Source organism: Aeromonas molluscorum 848 (genome assembly GCF_000388115.1).
GTDB classification, from domain to species: Bacteria; Pseudomonadota; Gammaproteobacteria; order Enterobacterales; family Aeromonadaceae; genus Aeromonas; species Aeromonas molluscorum.
In genome coordinates, this window is the sequence record NZ_AQGQ01000070.1 from 1 (window position 1) to 19,130 (window position 19,130).

General features: G+C 60.0%; 18 protein-coding genes. 17 read left to right on the forward strand and 1 reads right to left on the reverse strand.

Going from position 1 to position 19,130, the window contains the following annotated elements; all coding sequences use genetic code 11:
- On the forward strand, positions 1 to 2,368 hold a 2,368-nt coding region (torS, locus tag G113_RS11015; RefSeq protein ID WP_005901557.1), incomplete at its 5' end, for a TMAO reductase system sensor histidine kinase/response regulator TorS.
- A gap of 65 nt (positions 2,369 to 2,433) precedes the next feature.
- On the opposite strand, the gene G113_RS11020 is transcribed toward torS, so the two are convergent.
- Positions 2,434 to 3,495, reverse strand: coding sequence for a YeiH family protein (locus tag G113_RS11020; RefSeq protein WP_005901558.1), 1,062 nt, complete (start codon positions 3,493 to 3,495; stop codon positions 2,434 to 2,436).
- Between the two features lie 102 nt (positions 3,496 to 3,597).
- Between G113_RS11020 and G113_RS11025 the strand changes: the two genes are divergently transcribed.
- The 16 genes from G113_RS11025 (at position 3,598) to G113_RS11100 (ending at position 18,995) form a co-directional block, all read left to right on the forward strand.
- On the forward strand, positions 3,598 to 4,497 hold the full coding sequence (locus G113_RS11025) for a LysR family transcriptional regulator (RefSeq protein WP_005901559.1): 900 nt from the start codon (positions 3,598 to 3,600) through the stop codon (positions 4,495 to 4,497).
- 235 nt (positions 4,498 to 4,732) lie between these two features.
- Positions 4,733 to 5,986: a serine hydroxymethyltransferase gene (glyA, locus tag G113_RS11030; RefSeq protein ID WP_005901560.1), complete on the forward strand. Its 1,254-nt coding sequence runs from the start codon at positions 4,733 to 4,735 to the stop codon at positions 5,984 to 5,986.
- A gap of 109 nt (positions 5,987 to 6,095) precedes the next feature.
- Positions 6,096 to 6,524 (forward strand): ParB N-terminal domain-containing protein, encoded by a 429-nt coding sequence (locus tag G113_RS11035; RefSeq protein WP_005901561.1) that lies wholly within the window; start codon positions 6,096 to 6,098, stop codon positions 6,522 to 6,524.
- Between the two features lie 65 nt (positions 6,525 to 6,589).
- On the forward strand, positions 6,590 to 6,922 hold the full coding sequence (locus G113_RS11040) for an NIPSNAP family protein (protein WP_005901563.1): 333 nt from the start codon (positions 6,590 to 6,592) through the stop codon (positions 6,920 to 6,922).
- Between the two features lie 132 nt (positions 6,923 to 7,054).
- A complete protein-coding gene (gene nrdR, locus G113_RS11045; protein ID WP_005901565.1) occupies positions 7,055 to 7,504 on the forward strand; it encodes a transcriptional regulator NrdR in 450 nt (149 codons plus the stop codon).
- Positions 7,505 to 7,578: 74 nt separating this feature from the next.
- On the forward strand, positions 7,579 to 8,688 hold the full coding sequence (ribD, locus tag G113_RS11050; protein ID WP_005901566.1) for a bifunctional diaminohydroxyphosphoribosylaminopyrimidine deaminase/5-amino-6-(5-phosphoribosylamino)uracil reductase RibD: 1,110 nt from the start codon (positions 7,579 to 7,581) through the stop codon (positions 8,686 to 8,688).
- 19 nt (positions 8,689 to 8,707) lie between these two features.
- On the forward strand, positions 8,708 to 9,370 hold the full coding sequence (locus tag G113_RS11055) for a riboflavin synthase (RefSeq protein ID WP_005901568.1): 663 nt from the start codon (positions 8,708 to 8,710) through the stop codon (positions 9,368 to 9,370).
- Between the two features lie 75 nt (positions 9,371 to 9,445).
- Positions 9,446 to 10,555 (forward strand): bifunctional 3,4-dihydroxy-2-butanone-4-phosphate synthase/GTP cyclohydrolase II, encoded by a 1,110-nt coding sequence (gene ribBA / locus G113_RS11060; RefSeq protein WP_005901569.1) that lies wholly within the window; start codon positions 9,446 to 9,448, stop codon positions 10,553 to 10,555.
- A gap of 132 nt (positions 10,556 to 10,687) precedes the next feature.
- Positions 10,688 to 11,158, forward strand: coding sequence for a 6,7-dimethyl-8-ribityllumazine synthase (gene ribH, locus G113_RS11065; protein ID WP_005901571.1), 471 nt, complete (start codon positions 10,688 to 10,690; stop codon positions 11,156 to 11,158).
- 14 nt (positions 11,159 to 11,172) lie between these two features.
- Positions 11,173 to 11,586 carry a transcription antitermination factor NusB gene (gene nusB, locus G113_RS11070; RefSeq protein WP_005901572.1) on the forward strand — a complete coding sequence of 138 codons (414 nt, stop codon included), beginning with the start codon at positions 11,173 to 11,175 and terminating at the stop codon, positions 11,584 to 11,586.
- Positions 11,587 to 11,641: 55 nt separating this feature from the next.
- Positions 11,642 to 12,601 carry a thiamine-phosphate kinase gene (gene thiL, locus G113_RS11075; protein ID WP_005901574.1) on the forward strand — a complete coding sequence of 320 codons (960 nt, stop codon included), beginning with the start codon at positions 11,642 to 11,644 and terminating at the stop codon, positions 12,599 to 12,601.
- A gap of 58 nt (positions 12,602 to 12,659) precedes the next feature.
- A complete protein-coding gene (locus G113_RS11080) occupies positions 12,660 to 13,142 on the forward strand; it encodes a phosphatidylglycerophosphatase A family protein (protein WP_005901577.1) in 483 nt (160 codons plus the stop codon).
- A 487-nt stretch (positions 13,143 to 13,629) separates the two neighbouring features.
- Positions 13,630 to 15,351 carry a dipeptide ABC transporter ATP-binding protein gene (locus tag G113_RS11085; protein WP_005901579.1) on the forward strand — a complete coding sequence of 574 codons (1,722 nt, stop codon included), beginning with the start codon at positions 13,630 to 13,632 and terminating at the stop codon, positions 15,349 to 15,351.
- Between the two features lie 68 nt (positions 15,352 to 15,419).
- Complete coding sequence (locus G113_RS11090) at positions 15,420 to 16,976, forward strand: ABC transporter substrate-binding protein (protein ID WP_005901580.1); 1,557 nt, start codon at positions 15,420 to 15,422, stop codon at positions 16,974 to 16,976.
- A 100-nt stretch (positions 16,977 to 17,076) separates the two neighbouring features.
- Complete coding sequence (locus G113_RS11095) at positions 17,077 to 18,051, forward strand: ABC transporter permease (protein WP_005901582.1); 975 nt, start codon at positions 17,077 to 17,079, stop codon at positions 18,049 to 18,051.
- Between the two features lie 2 nt (positions 18,052 to 18,053).
- Positions 18,054 to 18,995, forward strand: coding sequence for an ABC transporter permease (locus G113_RS11100; RefSeq protein ID WP_005901583.1), 942 nt, complete (start codon positions 18,054 to 18,056; stop codon positions 18,993 to 18,995).
- Positions 18,996 to 19,130: the final 135 nt, after the last annotated feature.

The window sequence follows — 19,130 nt, forward strand, 5'->3', positions numbered from 1 at the left end:
GGGGGAGGCCGCCCGCTCGGCGCTTGATACCCTGCTTGAGCAAGATCTCGACTGGCTGGAGCAGATGACGGAGCTGCGCCATCGCACCCTGATGCAACAGCAGCGGATCGAGGAGTTGTGGCGTGCCGAGAGTCGCCATCGTCTCGATGCCTTGATGGTTGACTATGAACAGGATCTGGCGGTGATCCGGCTCAGGGCCGGGGCCGTGGCCGATCCCGGCCGACGCCTGTTGGCGAGCGAGGCCCTGGGCGAGCTGGCGAAGGGCGCCCGGCTCGCCCAGACCCGCCGTCAATGGCTCGACGTGGGGCAGGCCTTGGCGGCGCTTTCGGCCAGCAATCAGGTGTTGATGGATCGGTTAAATCGCAGTGTGGCCGAGCGGGTCGATGACGCCCGCCACTCCCTCGAACAGAGCCAGCAGCAACTTAGCGAGCGGCTGATCCAGACCAGACATGCACTGGGGGTGATCGGTGCCTTGACCCTGTTGGCTCTCGGGCTGCTGATGTGGCGTTTTGTCTATGGCCGCATCGTCTGGCCCTTGCAGCGAACTACCCAGCGCCTCAGCGCCCTGGCGCAGGGGGATCTTGCCCAGCCCCTCGCCCCTGTCAGCGGGCGGGATGAGCTGGCGCAGCTGGCCCGGGCGCTCTGGGTATTTCGCGATAATGCCATCGAGCTCAGGCGCTATCAGCAAGCACTTGAATCCCGGGTTGCGGAGCGCACCGATCAGCTCAGCCTGGCCAATGTTCGCCTCAACGAGGAGGTGACCAAGCAGGTTCAGGCCAGGGCTGAGGCGGAACAGGCCAATCGCGCCAAATCCGTCTTCCTCGCCACCATGAGCCACGAAATTCGTACTCCCATGAACGGCATACTCGGTGGGCTCAGTCTGCTGGAAGATACCGGACTGGATCCGGGTCAGCGACGCTATCTGGCCGCCATCGGTCAGAGCGGTGAGTCCCTGCTCGAGATCCTCAACGACATACTCGACTACTCCAAGATAGAGGCGGGTCATCTGGAGGCGAGACGGGCGCCCTTCGATCTGCACGCCCTGGTCGATGATCTGCTGGCGCTGTTTCGGCCAAGGGCCGAGGCCAAGGGGCTGAGCCTCAGCCTGTCCGTGGCCCCCGAGCTGCCCCGCGCCGTCGAGGGGGATGGCGGCAAATTGCGTCAGGTGCTGGCCAACCTGCTCGGCAACGGCATCAAGTTCACCCGCAGCGGGGAGGTGCGGTTGACCCTGGCACCCCTCGGCTGTCCGGGGCCCTGTCTCCAGCCCTGCATCCTGTTTACCGTGAGCGACAGCGGGCCCGGCATACCGGCGGGCGAGCAGGAGTGGGTATTCGAGGCATTTCGCCAGCGGAGTCGGGATGCGGGGCATCAGGGGGGAACTGGCCTGGGGCTGGCCATCAGCCGCCGTCTGGTTGGCGCCATGGGGGGCGAGCTGCTGCTGGCCAGCGAACAGGGTCAGGGTTGCCGCTTCTCGTTCAGTCTGGCGTTGCAGCCCACCGCCTTGCTGCGGCCGCGCCAGCAGGCCAGCATCTGCCTGAATGAGCCGCGGGACATCTTGCTGGTGGAGGATAACGAGATCAACCGGCTGGTGGCTGAGGGGATGCTGCTGCGCCTCGGTCATCGGGTGGTGATGGCCGAAGATGGTCGCGCCGCCCTGGCCGCCATCACGGTACGCCCCTTCGATCTGGCCCTGCTCGACATCAATCTGCCGGACATGGATGGCATCAGCCTGCGGGAGGATCTCGCCGCCATCAGTGAGGAGGAACATGGCCAGCCTCTGCCCGCCATCGCTATCTCGGCCCAGATGTATCCGGAGGACATCCAGCACTGCCTGGCAAGCGGCTTTGCCGGTTTTGTCGGCAAGCCGGTGCGGTTGGCTGAACTCGCCGACAGCATTGCCGGGATCTTTGTCGCGCCGCTGGGGGGGGAGGCCTTGATGCCAGCGCTCCCGGCTCCGGCTGTCGAGATCCATGCCAAGGGGGATCTGGCGCCGTCTTATGCCGCGCATTTCCCCCATGCTGAGCCAGATCCCGCTCAGCTCGCCGCAGTGCGGATCATGCTGGATGAGGATCTCCGTCAACTGGGAGCCAAGCGAATCGTCACCATGTTGAGGTTGTTTGAGCAGCAAGGGGAGGCATTGGTGAGCGAGCTGCTGATGACGGCACCTGGCGAGGCGAGGCGTCAACTCGCCCACAAGCTCAGGGGCAGCGCCGCCAGTCTGGGACTGATTGCCTTGGCCGCACTCAGCGAGCAGTTGGAGGCGGGGCTGGGTGAGCCCGAGGCTCTGGCGAGTCAGTGGCCTCAGGCGCTGGTCACCCTGGCGCGCTGGCGCCAAGAGCAGGGGTGGGCAGAGGAGCCGCCAGGGTAATGGACCCTGCGCAAGCAGATAACACAAAGGGGCCCAGGGCCCCTTTGTCATGACATCACCGCCATTTAGGCGAAGAGCATCAACACCAGCTTGTTGATGAAAAAGCCCCCGACCGTCAGGAAGAGGAAGAGGCAGGCGGCCAGCAGCAGCGGCTTGATGCCCGCCTGGCGCAGGGCACCCAGGTGGGTACGCAGGCCGAGCGCCGCCATGGCCATCGCCAGTAGCACGGTATCGAGCTGGATCAGGGCATCCACCAGTGCGGGGGGCAGCAGGTCGAGGGAGTTGATCCCGCTCGCCACGATGAAGAAGACGGCAAACCAGGGAATGGTTACCCCCCCTTGCTGGGCGTCACTGCCTTGACTGCGACCGAGCCAGGCGCTGAGCAGCAGTAGGAAGGGGGCCAGCATCATGACCCGCATCATCTTGACGATGACGGCGGTGGCCGCAGCCTCGTCGCTCACCCCTTTGCCTGCGGCCACGACCTGGGCCACCTCATGGATGGTGGAGCCGGCGAAGATACCGTAGTGAGCCTCGCTCAGCCCCAGATAGGGGTAAGCCAGCGGGTAGAGAAACATCGCCAGGGTGCCGAATACCACCACGGTTGCCACCGCCACCGACGCTTTGTGCGCCTGTCCCTTGATGACGGGCTCTGCCGCCATCACGGCAGCTGCGCCGCAGATGGCGCTACCGGCGCCGATCAGCATGGAGGTTTGCTTGTCGAGCTTGAACAGCCGGGTGCCGAGCTGCAGGGCCAAGGTGAAGGTAAGGCCGATGATCAGCATGTCAATCAGTACACCGGACCAGCCGATATCCCCTATCTGCTGAAAGGTGATGCGAAAACCGTAGAGAATGATGCCGGCGCGCAGCAGCTGGTTCTTGGCAAAGTCGACCCCGAGAGCGCTGTGGTGAGCGATGCGCGGAAACAGGGTATTGCCGACCAGTATGCCGATGACAATGGCAATGGTGAGGGCGCTCAGTCCCAGACTCCGGGCCTGAGGCAGCTCGGCCAGGCCCATGCCGGAGGCGGCGAGGAGGGCGACCAGCGCGATGCCAAGCCACCACTGCCCCTGCCCGAGGGGGGCGAAGCGGTTGCTGGGTTGGTCTGAATGAGTGGCACTGTGATGCATGATGAGTTCCTCGAAGCGGGATATCAATCGGATGGCGCTAGGATAAAGAGCTCGCTAATATAATAAAAATACACATTAATTAAGTATGGTTAACTTTAAGTTATGAATATCAATCTGCATCTGCTGCGCATCTTCTTCACCGTGGTGGAGCAGGGGAACTTTTCCCGCGCCGCCGAGGCGCTCTATATCAGTCAACCCGCCGTCTCCAAGGCCGTGAGCGAGCTGGAGCGCCAGCTCGGGTTGCCGTTGATGGAGCGAGGCATGGGTCGTGGCCGCAAGGGGGTCTGCCTCACCGAGAGCGGTCGGGCCCTGTTTGAACATGCCCGCGGCATCTTCGCCCTAGAGCGGGCGGCGCTGGAGGATGTCAAGGCCAGGGTCGGCATGCGCAAGGGCCAGCTCACCATAGGGGCGAGCAGCACCATCGCCGGTTACTGGCTGCAACCTTGCCTGTCGGCTCTGCTCACCCGCTTCCCCGGCATCGATCTCAAGCTGGTGACCGGCAACACCCAGCTCATCTGCCAGAGTCTGGTGGATTGCCACATCGATCTGGCGCTGGTGGAGGGCAGCCTGAGCGATGACAGGATCCAGACCCGTCACTGGTGTGATGATGAACTTTGGCTGATCGCCGCGCCTCACTCACCCCTGGTCAATGGCGACTGTCCGGCACCTGCCTGCCTGAGTGAGCAGACCTGGTTTTTGCGCGAGCGGGGCTCCGGGACTCGTCAGGTGACCGAGGCCTGGTGGCGTCAGGCGGGGATAACCCCCGGCAGCCAGATCGAGTTTGGCAACAGCGAAGGCATAGTGCGGGCGGTGGCGGCCGGGTTGGGCGTTGCTCTGCTCTCGGCCAAGGTGGCGCGAGATCTTGCCCGGCTCGGCGAGGTGGTGGCGCTGCCCATCGCCCCTCTGCATCGGCCTCTGCTGCTCTGCCTGCTGCACGAGCGCCCTCTCTCTCCTCTGGCGCAGGCCTGCTGCGACATCCTGGCAGAGCCAATCCATCCCTGACGCTCTCTTTGCCGCCAGGCTCGGCCGCTGCCGAGCGCATTGTGTATCCAGGCAGGCATGGGGCCTTGGCACTCAGCCTGAACCCCCATTCGGGGAGTGGTGGGGCTTACCTATGGTTTTATTACATAAATTCAACATTTTTTTGGGTGGTCGGACTGTCCCTTTGATGTCGCTGCGGTTACAATGCGCGGGCCCCATATCGCCCACGCGCAAACGATTTTCAGGAGATAAACGGATGTTGAAACGTGACATGACCATCGCAGGCTATGACCCCCAGCTGTGGCAGGCCATCACAGACGAAACCCGTCGTCAGGAAGAGCATATCGAGCTGATCGCGTCTGAGAACTACACCAGCCCCCGCGTCATGGAAGCCCAGGGCTCCCAGCTGACCAACAAGTACGCTGAAGGCTACCCCGCCAAGCGCTACTACGGTGGTTGCGAGTATGTCGATGTGGTTGAAACTCTGGCCATCGAGCGCGCCAAGGAACTGTTCGGTGCCACCTATGCCAACGTGCAGCCGCACTCCGGTTCCCAGGCCAACAGCGCCGTCTACATGGCTCTGCTGCAGCCGGGCGATACCGTACTGGGCATGAACCTGGCCCACGGTGGTCACCTGACTCACGGCTCCCCGGTCAACTTCTCCGGCAAGCTTTACAACATCATTCCTTACGGCATCGATGAGACCGGCAAGATCGACTACGACGAGATGGAACGTCTGGCCGTTGAACACAAACCTAAGATGATGATCGGTGGCTTCTCTGCCTATTCCGGCATCGTTGACTGGGCGCGCATGCGCGAGATCGCCGACAAGATCGGTGCCTGGCTGTTCGTCGACATGGCCCACGTGGCTGGCCTCATCGCCGCCGGCGTCTACCCGAACCCGGTACCCCATGCTCATGTAGTCACCTCCACTACCCACAAGACCCTGGCCGGTCCCCGTGGTGGTCTGATCCTCTCCGCCGCCGATGACGAAGATCTCTACAAGAAGCTGAACTCCGCCGTCTTCCCGGGCGGCCAGGGCGGCCCGCTGATGCACGTCATCGCCGGTAAAGCCGTCGCCTTCAAAGAGGCGCTGGAGCCTGAGTTCAAGACCTATCAGGCGCAGGTTGTCAAAAACGCCAAAGCCATGGCGGCGACCTTCATCGAGCGCGGTTATAAGATCGTCTCCGGCGGTACCGACAACCACCTCATGCTGGTGGACTTGATTGGCCGTGAACTGACTGGCAAAGAGGCCGATGCGGCCCTTGGCAAAGCCAACATCACCGTCAACAAGAACTCGGTACCCAACGACCCGCGTTCCCCCTTCGTCACCTCGGGCGTGCGGATCGGTACCCCGGCCATCACCCGCCGTGGTTTCAAGGAAGCCGAGTCCATCGAGCTGACCCACTGGATCTGCGATGTGCTGGACAATCACGACAATGACGCCGTACTGGCGACAGTGCGTGAGAAAGTGCTGGCCATCTGCGCTCGTCTGCCGGTTTATGCCTGATAGACCCGTTCTGCTGGTTGATATCCAATGCCACCCTCGGGTGGCATTGTTTTTTCTATATTCGCCCCGACCATGGGACGCGATCATATAGTCGACAGGAGGAGGTTGCATGCCCAGCCAGATGAGGATCGGCGACGATGAGTCGATCCTGTCCATTCGAGCTCAGTACCATTTTCGTGATAGCCAGGAAGGCCTGCTGGCATGGGATGTGCGCCGCTTGGTGAGGCTGAGCCGCGGGTTGCCGGTGCAAGCTGTGCCGCTGGCGCAGATTGCCGAACTGGATGCCGAGCATTGGTACAGACAGGGCAGCGTCAGACCCACGGTGCGCAGCATCGTCGAGCACTGCCAGCTGATGCTGGCCGCCGATCTCGCCTATCCCATCATTCTCGATAGCGAGGGTAGGGTCATGGATGGCATGCACAGGGTGAGCAAGGCGCTGATGCAGGGAGCGACGCACATCGATGCGGTGCAGTTCGAGCAGGATCCGGTGCCCGATTATGTGGATTGCGATCCCGACACCTTGCCCTATGACGATTGAGCCTCTGGCTGACGGAGTAGCCCTGAATAGGGCTTTCTGCGCCATTTTTAACAGGAGAATACGTGATGAAGCGAGTGTTGGAGATCCGGAGCTATCGGCTTAAGGCCGGGAGCCGGGCGGCCTTTCATAAGCTGGTCAGCGAGCAGAGCCTGCCCCTGCACCGCGCCTGGGGGATGGATGTGGTGAGCCATGGCCCTTCCTTGCATGATCCGGACGCCTATTTTCTGATGCGGGCCTACGATGACCTTGAGCATCTGAACCGCACCCAGGCGGCCTTCTATGGGACTGAGGCTTGGCAAACCGGCCCGAGAGAGGCCATCGTTGCGCTGATCGAGGGGGATGCAAACACTGTGATCTGGTTGCCAGGCGAGGTCATAGAGGCGCTTCGCACTAGCTGATGCGGCTATGGTGCATCTGCGGTGGCATTGTTTTTTCTGGGCTTTTACCGGTTTTGAGTGAGCGTGTTACACTGACCGCCCAAGATCCTGCCCCCTGGGACAGGTGCCCTGTTTGTTTGCGCCGGAGGTCCGATGCATTGCCCTTTCTGTAGTGCCGTTGATACCAAGGTGATCGATTCCCGGCTGGTGGCAGAAGGCCATCAGGTGCGCCGTCGCCGAGAGTGTCTGCTCTGTCATGAGCGTTTCACCACCTTCGAGATGGCCGAGTTGGTGATGCCGCGGGTCATCAAATCCAATGGCTCGCGCGAGCCCTTCAACGAGGACAAGCTGCGTGCAGGCATACTGCGGGCGCTGGAGAAGCGACCGGTGAGCATGGAGGCCATCGAAAAAGGGGTCAACCATATCAAGTCGCGGCTGCGCGCCACGGGTGAGCGGGAGGTGCCCTCCAAGCAGGTGGGCAACCTAGTGATGGACGAGCTCAAGAGCCTGGACAAGGTGGCTTACATCCGCTTTGCCTCGGTCTATCGCAGCTTCGAAGACATCCGTGAGTTTGGCGAAGAGATCGCCAAGCTGGAGAAATAAGCCACCCAACGTCCGATTGCGCTGCGCTAATCGCACCGACAATGCCCATTTTCTCGCTTTGAACGGGAGCCCAGATGTTTAGTCAAGATGATTACCAATGGATGAGCCGGGCCCTCGAACTCGCTCGTCGTGGCCGCTATACCACGGCCCCCAACCCCTGCGTCGGCTGCGTGCTGGTCAAGGATGGCGTCGTCGTCGGCGAGGGTTGGCACCAGCGTGCCGGTCAGCCTCATGCCGAGGTCTATGCCCTCCATGGGGCCGGTGAGGCCGCCCGTGGTGCCACCGCTTATGTGACCCTGGAGCCCTGCTCCCATCATGGTCGCACGCCACCTTGCGCCGAGGCCTTGATTGAGGCTGGTGTGGCCCGGGTGGTTGCCGCCATGGTGGATCCCAATCCCCAGGTCGGCGGGCGTGGCCTGCGCATGCTTTCCGAGGCGGGTATCAAGACAGATTTCGGCCTGCTCAGTGCCGAGGCCGAGGCCCTCAACCCCGGCTTCTTCAAGCGGATGCGCACCGGCTTCCCGCAGGTGACGGTCAAGCTCGGCGCCAGCCTGGATGGCCGCACCGCCATGAAGAGCGGCGAGAGCCAGTGGATCACCGGCCCCTTGGCCCGTGCCGACGTGCAGCGGCTGCGGGCGCGTCATGATGCCGTGCTCTCCAGCGCCGAGACGGTGCTGGCCGACGGCGCCTCCCTCAACGTGCGCTGGGATGAGTTGCCAGCCTCGGTCAAGCTCGCCTATCCCAAGGAGAGCCTGCGCCAGCCACTGCGGGTGGTGATCGATTCGCAAAACCGCATCACCCCTGATCTGCCGCTCTTTGCAAGCCCTGGTCCCGTGCTGCTGGCGAGGCTGCAAAGTGAAGGTGAGTGGCCTGAGTCCGTGCAGCAGCTCGCGCTGCCCAGGCTGGAGGAGCGGGTCGATCTGGTCAGTCTCTTCATGCTGCTGGCCAAGCAGGGGATCAACTCGGTGCTGGTCGAGGCGGGGCCGCGCCTCTGTGGCGCCCTGCTCGAGAAAGGGCTGGTGGACGAGCTGGTGCTCTATCAGGCACCCAAGCTGCTGGGCGACGAGGGCAGAGGCATGTTCCAGTTGCCGGGTCTGGATCGTCTGTTCCAGGCACCAAAGCTGACCCTGAAAGATGTGCGTATGGTCGGCCAGGATATCAGGATCACGGCCAAGCTAGCTTGAGCCAGATGAGGTAGAAACCATGTTTACCGGAATTATCGAAACCATGGGCACCCTGGCCGAGCTGCGTCGCCAGGGGGAAGACGTGGTCTTGACGGTCGAGGCCGCCGGGCTCGACTTTAGCGACGTCAAGCTGGGTGACTCTATTGCCACCAATGGTGTCTGTCTCACCGTGGTCTCCCTGGGGGACAGACGCTACAGCGCCGATGTCTCGCTGGAAACTTTGTCGCGCACCGGTTTTGCCCAGGCAAAAGTCGGGGACAGGGTCAACCTAGAAAAAGCGCTGACTCCGAGTTCGCGCCTCGGCGGCCACTTGGTCTCCGGTCATGTCGACGGCGTCGGCATAGTGGCGAGCAAGCAGAGCTGCGGTCGTGCCATCGAATACTGGATCAAGGCGCCAGCGGAGCTTTCCCGCTACATCGCCGAGAAGGGCTCGATTGCGGTGGATGGCATCAGCCTGACGGTCAACGCCGTCAAGGGCGACGCGTTTCGGCTCACCATAGTGCCCCACACCGCCCAGGAGACCACGATCGCGAGCTGGAAACCCGGCCACAGGGTCAATCTGGAGGTGGATCAGATAGCCCGTTATCTGGAGCGGCTGCTGCAAGGCGGCGCCCAAGGCAGACAAGGGGCTGCGGCCTCCAGCCTGACCCTGGAGAAGTTGGCCCAATCCGGTTTTTTGTGAGCCCGATCTGATTGAAACGGGGCCAGCCGCCCCCATCTAGTCTTAATGCTTTTATCACCTTTGACGGAGTAGCCCATGGCGCTGAGCACAACCCAGGAAATCATTGCCGATATCAAGGCTGGCAAGATGGTTATCCTGATGGATGACGAAGACAGGGAGAACGAAGGGGACCTCATCATGGCGGCCTCCTGTGTGCGCCCCGAGGACATCAACTTCATGGCCCGCTACGGTCGTGGCCTCATCTGCCTGACCCTGACTCGGGATCGCTGCAAGCAACTGGCACTGCCGCTCATGGTTGACCGCAACAACGCCCAGTTCTCCACCGCCTTCACCGTGACCATAGAAGCGGCCGAGGGGGTCACGACCGGCATCTCCGCCGCCGACCGCGCCGTGACGGTGCAAGCCGCGGTTGCGCCCAATGCCAAGGCCGCCGATCTGGTGCAGCCGGGCCACATCTTCCCGCTGATGGCGCAAGATGGTGGCGTGTTGACTCGCGCCGGCCACACCGAGGCTGGCTGCGACCTGGCTCGTCTGGCCGGCTATGAGGCAGCCTCGGTCATCGTCGAGATCCTCAACGAAGATGGCAGCATGGCCCGCCGCCCGGATCTGGAAGTGTTCGCCGAGCTGCACGGCATCAAGCTTGGTACCATCGCCGATCTCATCGAATACCGTAACCAGCATGAAACCACAGTCGAACAGGTGGCCGCGTGCAAACTACCCACCGAATTCGGCGAGTTCGATCTCATCACCTTCCGCGACACCATCGACAATCAGGTCCACTTCGCGCTCAAGAAAGGGGAGGTCAAGGCCGAGCAACCCACCCTGGTGCGGGTGCATCTGCACGATGTGCTGAGCGATCTCTTGCTGACTGACCGCCACGCGGCCCGCAGCTGGCCACTGGCCAAGTCCATGGCCCGTATCGCGGCCGATGGCGGCGTGCTGGTGATCCTGGGAGCTGAAGCCGATGGCAATGAGCTGTTGGCCCGGGTCAAAGGCTTCGAGGCCGCGGATAAAGGGTTGCAGCCGGAAGGTGCCAAGTGGCAGGGCACCTCGCGCCGGGTCGGCGTGGGCTCCCAGATCCTCAAGGCACTGGGGGTCGGCAAGATGCGACTCCTGAGCTCGCCGAAAAAATACCATGCGCTCGGCGGTTTCGGCCTGGAGGTCGTTGAATACGTCGGCGAGTAAACGAGACTCCGGCTTCGAATAAGTAAACTCGTGCCTGCCATGCGGGCATGGTTTTTGTCGTGGGTCTGTTGTGCTAGACTGTGCGCACTTTTGACCCCGGCCACATTTGACTTCACAGCTACAGGATTGCCAATGAAGGTTATCGAAGGGATTATCGCCGCCCCAGAGGCGCGCGTTGCAATTGTCGTTGCCCGTTTCAACAGCTTCATCAACGAGAGCCTGATCGATGGTGCCGTTGACGTATTGAAGCGTCAGGGTCAGGTGCAAGACAGCAATCTCACCCTGGTACGTGTGCCGGGTGCCGTCGAAATACCGCTGGCCATCAAAAGATTGGCCAAGAGTGGCAAGTACGACGCCATTGTTGCGCTGGGCACCGTCATTCGCGGTGGCACTTACCACTTCGAGCTGGTGGCCAGCGAGAGCAGCAAAGGCATGGCCCAGGTGATGATGGAGTATGAAATTCCCGTCGCCTTCGGCGTGCTGACCACAGAGAACATAGAACAAGCCATCGAGCGCGCCGGTACCAAGGCGGGTAACAAGGGTGCAGAGGCTGCATTGAGTGCGCTCGAAATGATCAACGTCCTGAAACAACTGGACGTGTAACGAGGAGAAGTAGATTGAAACCGTCCGAGCGCCGTAAGGCCCGCCATTGCGCCACTCAGGCCATCTATCAGTGGCAGATGACCAAGGCAAACGTAGGTGACATCGAAGAGCAGTTCAAGATAGATCAGGATACCAAAGGGGTGGATCTGAGCTACTTCCGTGACTTGCTGTTCGGGGTTGCCCTGCATTGCAACGAGCTGGACAAGGTGTACTCGCCTTTCCTCTCCCGCCCGCTCGATGAAGTGGACATGGTGGACAAGGCTATCCTGCGCCTGGCGACCTATGAGCTGACTCGTCGTGATGATGTGCCGCCGCGCGTGGTGATCAACGAGGCGATCGAGCTGGCCAAAGCGTTTGCCGCCGATGACAGCCACAAGTTTGTCAACGGCGTCCTGGACAAGGTCATCAAGACGTTGAACAAGCGTTAATCCCTGTTCCACAGCATTAAGAGAGGAGCCAGCCTAACCGCTGGCTTTTTACTGTATGGGTGAATTTGAGCTGATAGAGAAGTACTTCAAGGTCCCCCACGCCCGCAAGGACGTGGTGATGGGCCCTGGAGATGACTGCGCCCTGCTGACCCTGCCCGCCGATACCCAGCTGGCGGTGAGCACCGATACGCTGGTGAGTGGCGTGCACTTCTTTCCTGATATGGACCCGGTCGATCTCGGTTACAAGGCGCTGGCGGTCAATCTGTCCGATCTCGCTGCCATGGGCGCCGAGCCGCGCTGGGTCTCGCTGGCGTTGACGTTGCCGGCCATCAACGAGCAGTGGGTCGCGGGGTTTGCCGAGGGCTTCCTCGAGCTCGCCGAATATTACAACGTGGCCCTGGTGGGAGGCGACATGACCCGGGGGCCGCTCTCCATCACCGTCTCGGTGAAGGGATCCGTGCCGTCTGGTCGGGCCCTGCTGCGCAGCGGCGCCAAGGTCGGGGATGGCATCTATGTCACCGGCACCCTGGGGGATGCCGCCCTGGCGCTTTCTCATCTACTGGGCAAGCGTAATCTCAACGAGAATCAGCTGGCCGCCGTCCTGCCGCGTCTGGAGCATCCTCATCCCCGTATCCTGGCAGGTCAGGCACTGCGCGGGCTGGCAAACAGCGCCCTGGATCTCTCCGACGGCCTGGCATCGGATCTTGGCCACATCCTGAAAGCATCCGGTGTCAGAGCCCAGATTGACTTGGATCTGCTGCCGCTCTCGCCCGTGATGCAGGATGCCGTCTTCCCGGAAGATGCCTGGCAGCTGGCGCTGGCGGGGGGCGATGACTACGAGCTCTGCTTCACCGTGCCCGAAGATCACCGGGGAGCCCTGGATACCGCCCTGGCTCACAGTGGGGTCAAGTTCAGCCGTATCGGCCGCATTCTGGCCGGTGAGCCGGGTATCGATTATCTGCGCGCGGAGCAAGCGGTCGAACTAGATCTGAAAGGCTGGGATCACTTCGCGTGATGGCTTGGCAAGGCTGGGAATATCTGCATGATGCAATTGAAAAGAGGGGATGCCTCACATGATCAAACCCGAGCTTAAGAGGCTGAACCTGAAAAACCCGATCCACCTGCTGGCGGTGGGGTTTGGTGCCGGCCTGTCACCCAAGGCGCCCGGCACCATGGGGACGCTCGTCGCCATTCCACTCTATCTGTTGGTGAGTGGCCTCTCTACGCCCTGGTTTGTCGCCCTGCTGGTGCTGGGTTTCGTGGCCGGCATCCATATTTGCCAGAGTGCCACCGATGCCATCGGCATGGATGACCATGGCGGTATCGTCTGGGACGAGGTGATTGGCTTTGGCGTCACCATGATAGCGGCACCAGCGGGCTGGATCTGGATCTTGGCGGGTTTCCTGCTGTTCCGGCTGTTTGATGTACTCAAACCCTGGCCCATCAGCTGGTTTGATCGCCGCATTCATGGAGGGATCGGCATCATGCTCGATGATGTCATCGCGGGTCTGTTCGCCCTGCTTTGTATGCAATTACTGGCCAATTGGCTGATTTGAGCCAGATGGAGTAGGGCGCCCCAGGGGCGCCTTCTTTATATATGACTGTTTGGTTTTCGTTCATTGGCAGATGCTGCCGTCAAAAAATCATTTCACATAAATATTCACTACTCATTCGACACTTCACGCTACCGCTTCTTTAGTCAGTTATGCTGCTTGTTAACAGCTTGTGTCATATCAACTTTGTTTATATAGACCATAATTAGTTTAATTCGCTGCTTTTTGCGCAATAGATCACGATTTATAGCTGGCGATAGCCCATGACGCACCGCAAAGTATTGCGAAATTGTATATCCAGATCATTTACTCTTTCGGCCAAAGCGTCTAAGTTACTGGCGGGTTATTCCAAAAAAATGCAAAAAACCCGCCCGGATCGCTGGTTTCCCTACCTCATGGATTGAGCACTGTTTGCCCAAGGTACAAACCAGCATCTGCGGCTGATTTACGGAAGAATTATTTGGGACGGATGTCCCCCGCAGAGGTAAATATGTCCTTGCTAGAAGTTAAAAACTTGCGGATTGAGTACCCCTCCCGCTACGGGGTACTGGCCGCGGTGAAGGATCTCTCTTTCTGTGTCGAGAAGGGCGAGGTCGTTGGTGTCGTGGGTGAGTCCGGCGCTGGCAAATCCACCATCGGCAATGCGGTGATCGATTTGCTGAGTCCACCGGGCCATATCGCCCGGGGCGATATCTATCTCAATGGTGAACTCATCTCCGGCAAGAGCCAGAACGAGATGCGGGCCATTCGTGGCTCCCGTATCGGCTTTATCTTCCAGGATCCCATGACCTCGCTGAACCCGCTCTTTACCGTGGAGCATCAGCTGGTTGAGACCATTCTCGCCAACACCGAGCTCAATCACAGCCAGGCGGTCGCCAAGGCCCTCGAGCTGATGACGGCGGTCGGGATCCCGAGCCCGGAGTTGCGTATCAAGCAGTATCCTCATCAGTTTTCCGGTGGCATGCGTCAGCGGGTGGTTATCGCCATCGCGCTCTCCTGCGATCCCGAGCTCATCATCGCCGATGAGCCGACCACGGCCCTCGACGTCTCCATTCAGGATCAGATCCTGCAACTCATTCGCACCCTCTGCAAGGAGCGGGACGTGGGCTGCATGCTGGTGACCCATGACATGGGCGTGGTCTCCAACGTCACCGACAAGGTGGCGGTCATGTATCGCGGCGATCTGGTGGAATTTGGCACCACAGAGCAGGTGCTTGGTGCCCCGACCCATCCTTATACCCGCAGCCTCATCTCGGCGGTACCCCGTTCCGATGTGAAGCTGGTGCGCTTCCCGCTGGTTTCTTACATCGAAGATGCCAGCGCGCCCGATACCAGCATCGATCTCAAGACTCACTGGCTCGGTCAGAGTCAGGACCAGCGCGCCTATGAAGGTGCCCTACTGCGGGTCGAGCAGGTGGATCTGAAGTTCGTCACCAAGGACTCCTTCTTCCCGAGCCGCCGTGAATACGTGCAGGCTTGCAACAACATCAACTTCGAGATTTTTGAAGGGGAGACCTTCGGTCTGGTGGGGGAGTCAGGCTCCGGCAAGTCCACCATAGCCCGTGCTATCACGGGTCTCTATCCGCCCGACAGCGGCAAGATCTTCTTCGAGGGGATAGACTTGACGGCCATCAAGCACGAGAGCGAGCGTCGTCCGCTGCGTCGCCAGATGCAGATGGTGTTCCAGAACCCTTACTCCTCGATGAACCCGCGCATGAAGGTGCGTGACATCATCTCCGAGCCCATCCGTTTTCACCGCTTGGCCGAGGAGAGCCAGATCGATGGCATCGTCAGCGATCTGCTCGATCATGTCGGTCTTGGCCGCGGCGCCGGGGTCAAGTACCCCCACGAGTTCTCCGGCGGTCAGCGCCAGCGCATCTCTATCGCTCGCGCCTTGGCGACCCGCCCCCGTTTCCTTATCTGCGATGAGCCTACCTCGGCGCTGGATGTGTCGGTACAGGCCCAGATCCTCAATCTGCTCAAGGATTTGCAGAAAGAGCTCGGCCTTACCATGTTGTTTATCAGCCATGATCTGCCGGTCATCCGTCAGATGTGCGATCGCATCGGCGTGATGAAGCACGGTCATCTGGTCGAGGTGGCCGAGACCGAAAAATTGTTTACCAATGCCGAGCATGAGTACAGCCGCAAGCTGATCTCCCTCATGCCGGAGTTTAAGGGAATGTCCCGTGAGGGACTGGAAATCGCAAGCTAGGAAAGCACCGGCGTGCCGGTTGTTGTCAAAAAGAGTGTCAATAAAAAGCTAACAGCATGGAGAAAGACATGAAGAAAGGATTATCCAAGATTGCAATGGCATTGTTTGCGGCCGGTTTGGCCTTCAATGTCTCTGCCGCCGATATCAAGGTCGCCGTGGCCTCGGATCCGACCTCGCTGGATCCGCAGGAGCAGCTCTCCGGTCAGACTCTGGAGATGTCTCACCTGGTGTTCGATCCCTTGATGCGTTACACCCAGGATCTGCAGTTCGAGCCGCGTCTGGCCGAAAAATTTGAACGTATCGATGACAAGACAGTACGTTTCCATCTGCGCAAGGGCGTCAAGTTCCACTCAGGCAACGACTTCACCGCCGATGACGTGGTATGGACTGTCAACCGTCTGAAAGAGTCTGTCGACTTCAAAGCTATCTTCGACCCCATCGCCGAAGTGAAGAAGGTCGATGACTACACTGTCGATCTGATCACTGCCAAGCCATTCCCGCTGGTGCTGCAGACCGTGACCTACATCTTCCCGATGGACTCCAAGTTCTACACCGGCAAGGATGAGAACGGCAAAGACAAGGCCGAGATCGTCAAGAATGGCAGCTCCTACGCCTCCACCCACGTCTCCGGTACCGGCCCGTTCAGCGTCAAGTTCCGCGAGCAGGGCGTCAAGCTGGAATACACCCGCAACGCCAACTACTGGGACAAAGCCTCCAAGGGCAACGTTCAGAACCTGACTCTGGTGCCGATCAAGGAAGATGCGACCCGTGTCGCCGCCCTGCTCGGTGGTGACGTGGATGTCATCTACCCGGTTGCCCCGAACGATCTAGAACGCGTCCAGAAGGGCAAGGACACCCAGCTGGTGACCCTGTCCGGTACGCGCGCCATCATTATCGAGTTGAACCAGGCCACCAACCCGGCCCTGAAAGACAAGCGTGTGCGCCAGGCAATCAACTACGCCATCAACCAGGTGGGCATCGTCGAGAAGATCAACAAAGGCTTCGGTACTCCTGCCGGTCAGCTGAGCCCGAAAGGCTACGCCGGTCACAACGATGCCCTGGTACCTCAGTATGACCTGACCAAGGCCAAGGCTTTGATGAAGGAAGCCGGTTACGAGCAAGGCTTCAAGATGAGCTTCATCTCCCCGGCCGCCCGTTATGTCAACGATGTCAAAATCGCCCAGGCAGTGTCTGCCATGCTTTCCAAGATCAACATCAAGGTTGATCTGAAGACCATGCCGGTGGCCCAGTACTGGCCCGAGTTTGACAAGTGTGCTGCAGACATGCAGCTGATCGGCTGGCACTCAGACACCGAAGATACCGCTAACTTCTTCGAGTTCCTGACCTTCACCAAGAGCGCCGAGACTGGCATGGGCCAGTACAACTGCGGTGGCTACGCCAACGCCGAGGCGGACAAGATGGTGATGGAAGCCAACACCGAAACTGACCCGGCCAAGCGCAGTGCCATGCTGCAGAAAGTCGAAGCCATGCTGATCGACGATGCCGCCTATGTGCCCCTGCACTGGGAAAACTTGGCCTACGGTGCCAAGAAAAATGCCGACATCAAGCCTATCGTCAACGTGATGAACTTCCCGTACTTTGGTGATCTGGTGGTAGGCAAGTAATAGCGTCATAAGAAGGACCGGCGGGGGCATCACTGGCAACAGTGGCCCCCGCCATTAACAGAAGCCGGTGCCAAGACATCGGCCAGAGTCAAGGACAAGCATGTTTACATTCCTGCTGAAACGGTTCTATCAGGCCGTGATAGTGATGTTCGTCATCAGCCTGGTCGCCTTCTCCATCCAGGATAACCTGGGGGATCCCCTGCGTGAGTTGGTGGGACAATCTGTCTCCGAGGCTCAGCGTCAGGCTTTGCGCGATCAGATGGGGCTCAATGATCCCTTCCTGGTGAAGTACAGTCGCTTCTTGAAAAATGCGGTGCAAGGAGATTTGGGGACATCCTACTTCTTCAAGCGTCCCGCCCTCGAGGTGATTCTCGACAAGCTCGTCGCTACTCTTGAACTGGTGTTCGGGGCAGCCCTTATCATCGTCATGGTCTCTATTCCGCTCGGGGTTTATTCCGCTATTCGCCCGCGCAGCATACCGACCAAGATCATCATGGCAGTGAGCAGCATAGGTATCTCAATTCCTGTGTTTTTGACCGCTATCATGCTGATGTACCTCTTCTCTATCCAACTTGGCTGGTTGCCCGCTTATGGTCGCGGCGAGACCTATAACCTGCTGGGTTGGGAATCCGGTTTCTTCACCTGGGACGGCATCTTGCACCTGATCCTGCCTGCGGTGTCGCTTTCTTCCATCATGCTGCCGCTGTTTATCCGGCTGGTGCGCTCCGAAATGCTGGAGCAGCTCTCCTCCGAGTACGTGAAGTTTGCCCGTGCCAAGGGACTGGATAACAACAAGGTCTACTACCAGCATGCGTTGAAGAACACCATGCTGCCGGTAATTACCGTTGGTGGCGTGCAGATAGGTACCATGGTGGCTTACACCATCTTGACCGAGAGTGTGTTCCAGTGGCCGGGGACCGGCTTCCTGTTCCTGGAAGCCATCCACCGGGTCGATACCCCGCTCATCACTGCCTACGTGATCTTCGTGGGATTGATCTTCGTGGTGACCAATACCCTGGTCGACCTGCTCTACGGGTTCATCAACCCGACCGTTAACCTGATTGCCAAGGGGTAAGCATGACTAACGCTGTGACTGCAAGCCCAAGCCGCTGGGCTCGTTTTAAAAATTCCGACATCGTCTACTATTTCCTGCGCGATAAAGTAGCCATGTTCAGTTTTGCCATCTTCGTGGTATTTGTGCTGGCCGCCTTGCTGGCTCCTTGGCTGGCGCCGCACAATGTCTACGATCTGACCAGCTTCGATCTGATGGATGCGGAGCTGCCACCCTCCTGGCTGGAGGGGGGCGAGGCGCGCTTCTGGCTCGGCACCGACAACCAGGGCCGCGATATCTGGAGCACCATCCTGTATGGCGCCCGTATTTCCCTGAGCATCGGTCTGTTCGCGGTGGGCCTGCAATTGATGCTGGGGATCGTCATCGGGCTTATCGCCGGTTATTACGGTGGCCGTATCGATAGCCTGCTGATGCGCTTTGCCGATGTACAGCTGTCGTTCTCCACCATGATGGTTGCCATCATTATCTCTGCCATCTTCCAGGCCAGCTTTGGCTCCGAGCTCTATTCCGAGTTTGCCATCGTCATGCTGGTGGTGATCATCGGCATCGCCGAGTGGCCGCAATATGCCCGGACGGTACGCGCCTCCGTGCTGGCTGAGAAGAAGAAAGAGTACGTGGAAGCGGCTCAGGTGATGGGATTCCGTGCCCCGCGCATCATGTTCCGCCACATATTGCCAAACTGCCTGTCACCCATTCTGGTCATCTCTACCGTGCAGGTTGCAAATGCCATCATGAGTGAGGCGGCGCTCTCCTTCCTGGGGCTGGGGATGCCGGTGGATCAACCGTCGCTGGGATCGCTCATCAGCGTCGGCTTCAACTACATCTTCTCCGGCTCCTGGTGGATCACTGCCTTCCCGGGCATCTGCCTGGTGGTGCTGGTACTGGTCATCAACCTGTTGGGTGACTGGCTGAGGGATGTGTTCAACCCGAAAATCTACAAGGGTTAATTCGGGTTAGCGGTAAAACAAGAAGGGCGCCCGATGGCGCCCTTCTTTATTCGTTCTTCAACCCGCCTTGTCAGGTTTGCGCCAAGCCTCGATGCTGGCCTGAATGCCGGCACTGTCTAGTCCCAGCAGCGCATA

Coding starts and splice junctions, on each gene's coding strand:
- G113_RS11080 (WP_005901577.1), top strand. CDS start 12,660: ATGATCAAACCCGAGCTTAAGAGGCTGAACCTGAAAAACCCGATCCAC.
- G113_RS11100 (WP_005901583.1), top strand. CDS start 18,054: ATGACTAACGCTGTGACTGCAAGCCCAAGCCGCTGGGCTCGTTTTAAA.
- ribH (WP_005901571.1), top strand. CDS start 10,688: ATGAAGGTTATCGAAGGGATTATCGCCGCCCCAGAGGCGCGCGTTGCA.
- ribD (WP_005901566.1), top strand. CDS start 7,579: ATGTTTAGTCAAGATGATTACCAATGGATGAGCCGGGCCCTCGAACTC.
- G113_RS11085 (WP_005901579.1), top strand. CDS start 13,630: ATGTCCTTGCTAGAAGTTAAAAACTTGCGGATTGAGTACCCCTCCCGC.
- G113_RS11095 (WP_005901582.1), top strand. CDS start 17,077: ATGTTTACATTCCTGCTGAAACGGTTCTATCAGGCCGTGATAGTGATG.
- G113_RS11055 (WP_005901568.1), top strand. CDS start 8,708: ATGTTTACCGGAATTATCGAAACCATGGGCACCCTGGCCGAGCTGCGT.
- G113_RS11020 (WP_005901558.1), bottom strand. CDS start 3,495: ATGCATCACAGTGCCACTCATTCAGACCAACCCAGCAACCGCTTCGCC.
- G113_RS11035 (WP_005901561.1), top strand. CDS start 6,096: ATGCCCAGCCAGATGAGGATCGGCGACGATGAGTCGATCCTGTCCATT.
- G113_RS11040 (WP_005901563.1), top strand. CDS start 6,590: ATGAAGCGAGTGTTGGAGATCCGGAGCTATCGGCTTAAGGCCGGGAGC.
- glyA (WP_005901560.1), top strand. CDS start 4,733: ATGTTGAAACGTGACATGACCATCGCAGGCTATGACCCCCAGCTGTGG.
- G113_RS11090 (WP_005901580.1), top strand. CDS start 15,420: ATGAAGAAAGGATTATCCAAGATTGCAATGGCATTGTTTGCGGCCGGT.
- ribBA (WP_005901569.1), top strand. CDS start 9,446: ATGGCGCTGAGCACAACCCAGGAAATCATTGCCGATATCAAGGCTGGC.
- nrdR (WP_005901565.1), top strand. CDS start 7,055: ATGCATTGCCCTTTCTGTAGTGCCGTTGATACCAAGGTGATCGATTCC.
- thiL (WP_005901574.1), top strand. CDS start 11,642: ATGGGTGAATTTGAGCTGATAGAGAAGTACTTCAAGGTCCCCCACGCC.
- G113_RS11025 (WP_005901559.1), top strand. CDS start 3,598: ATGAATATCAATCTGCATCTGCTGCGCATCTTCTTCACCGTGGTGGAG.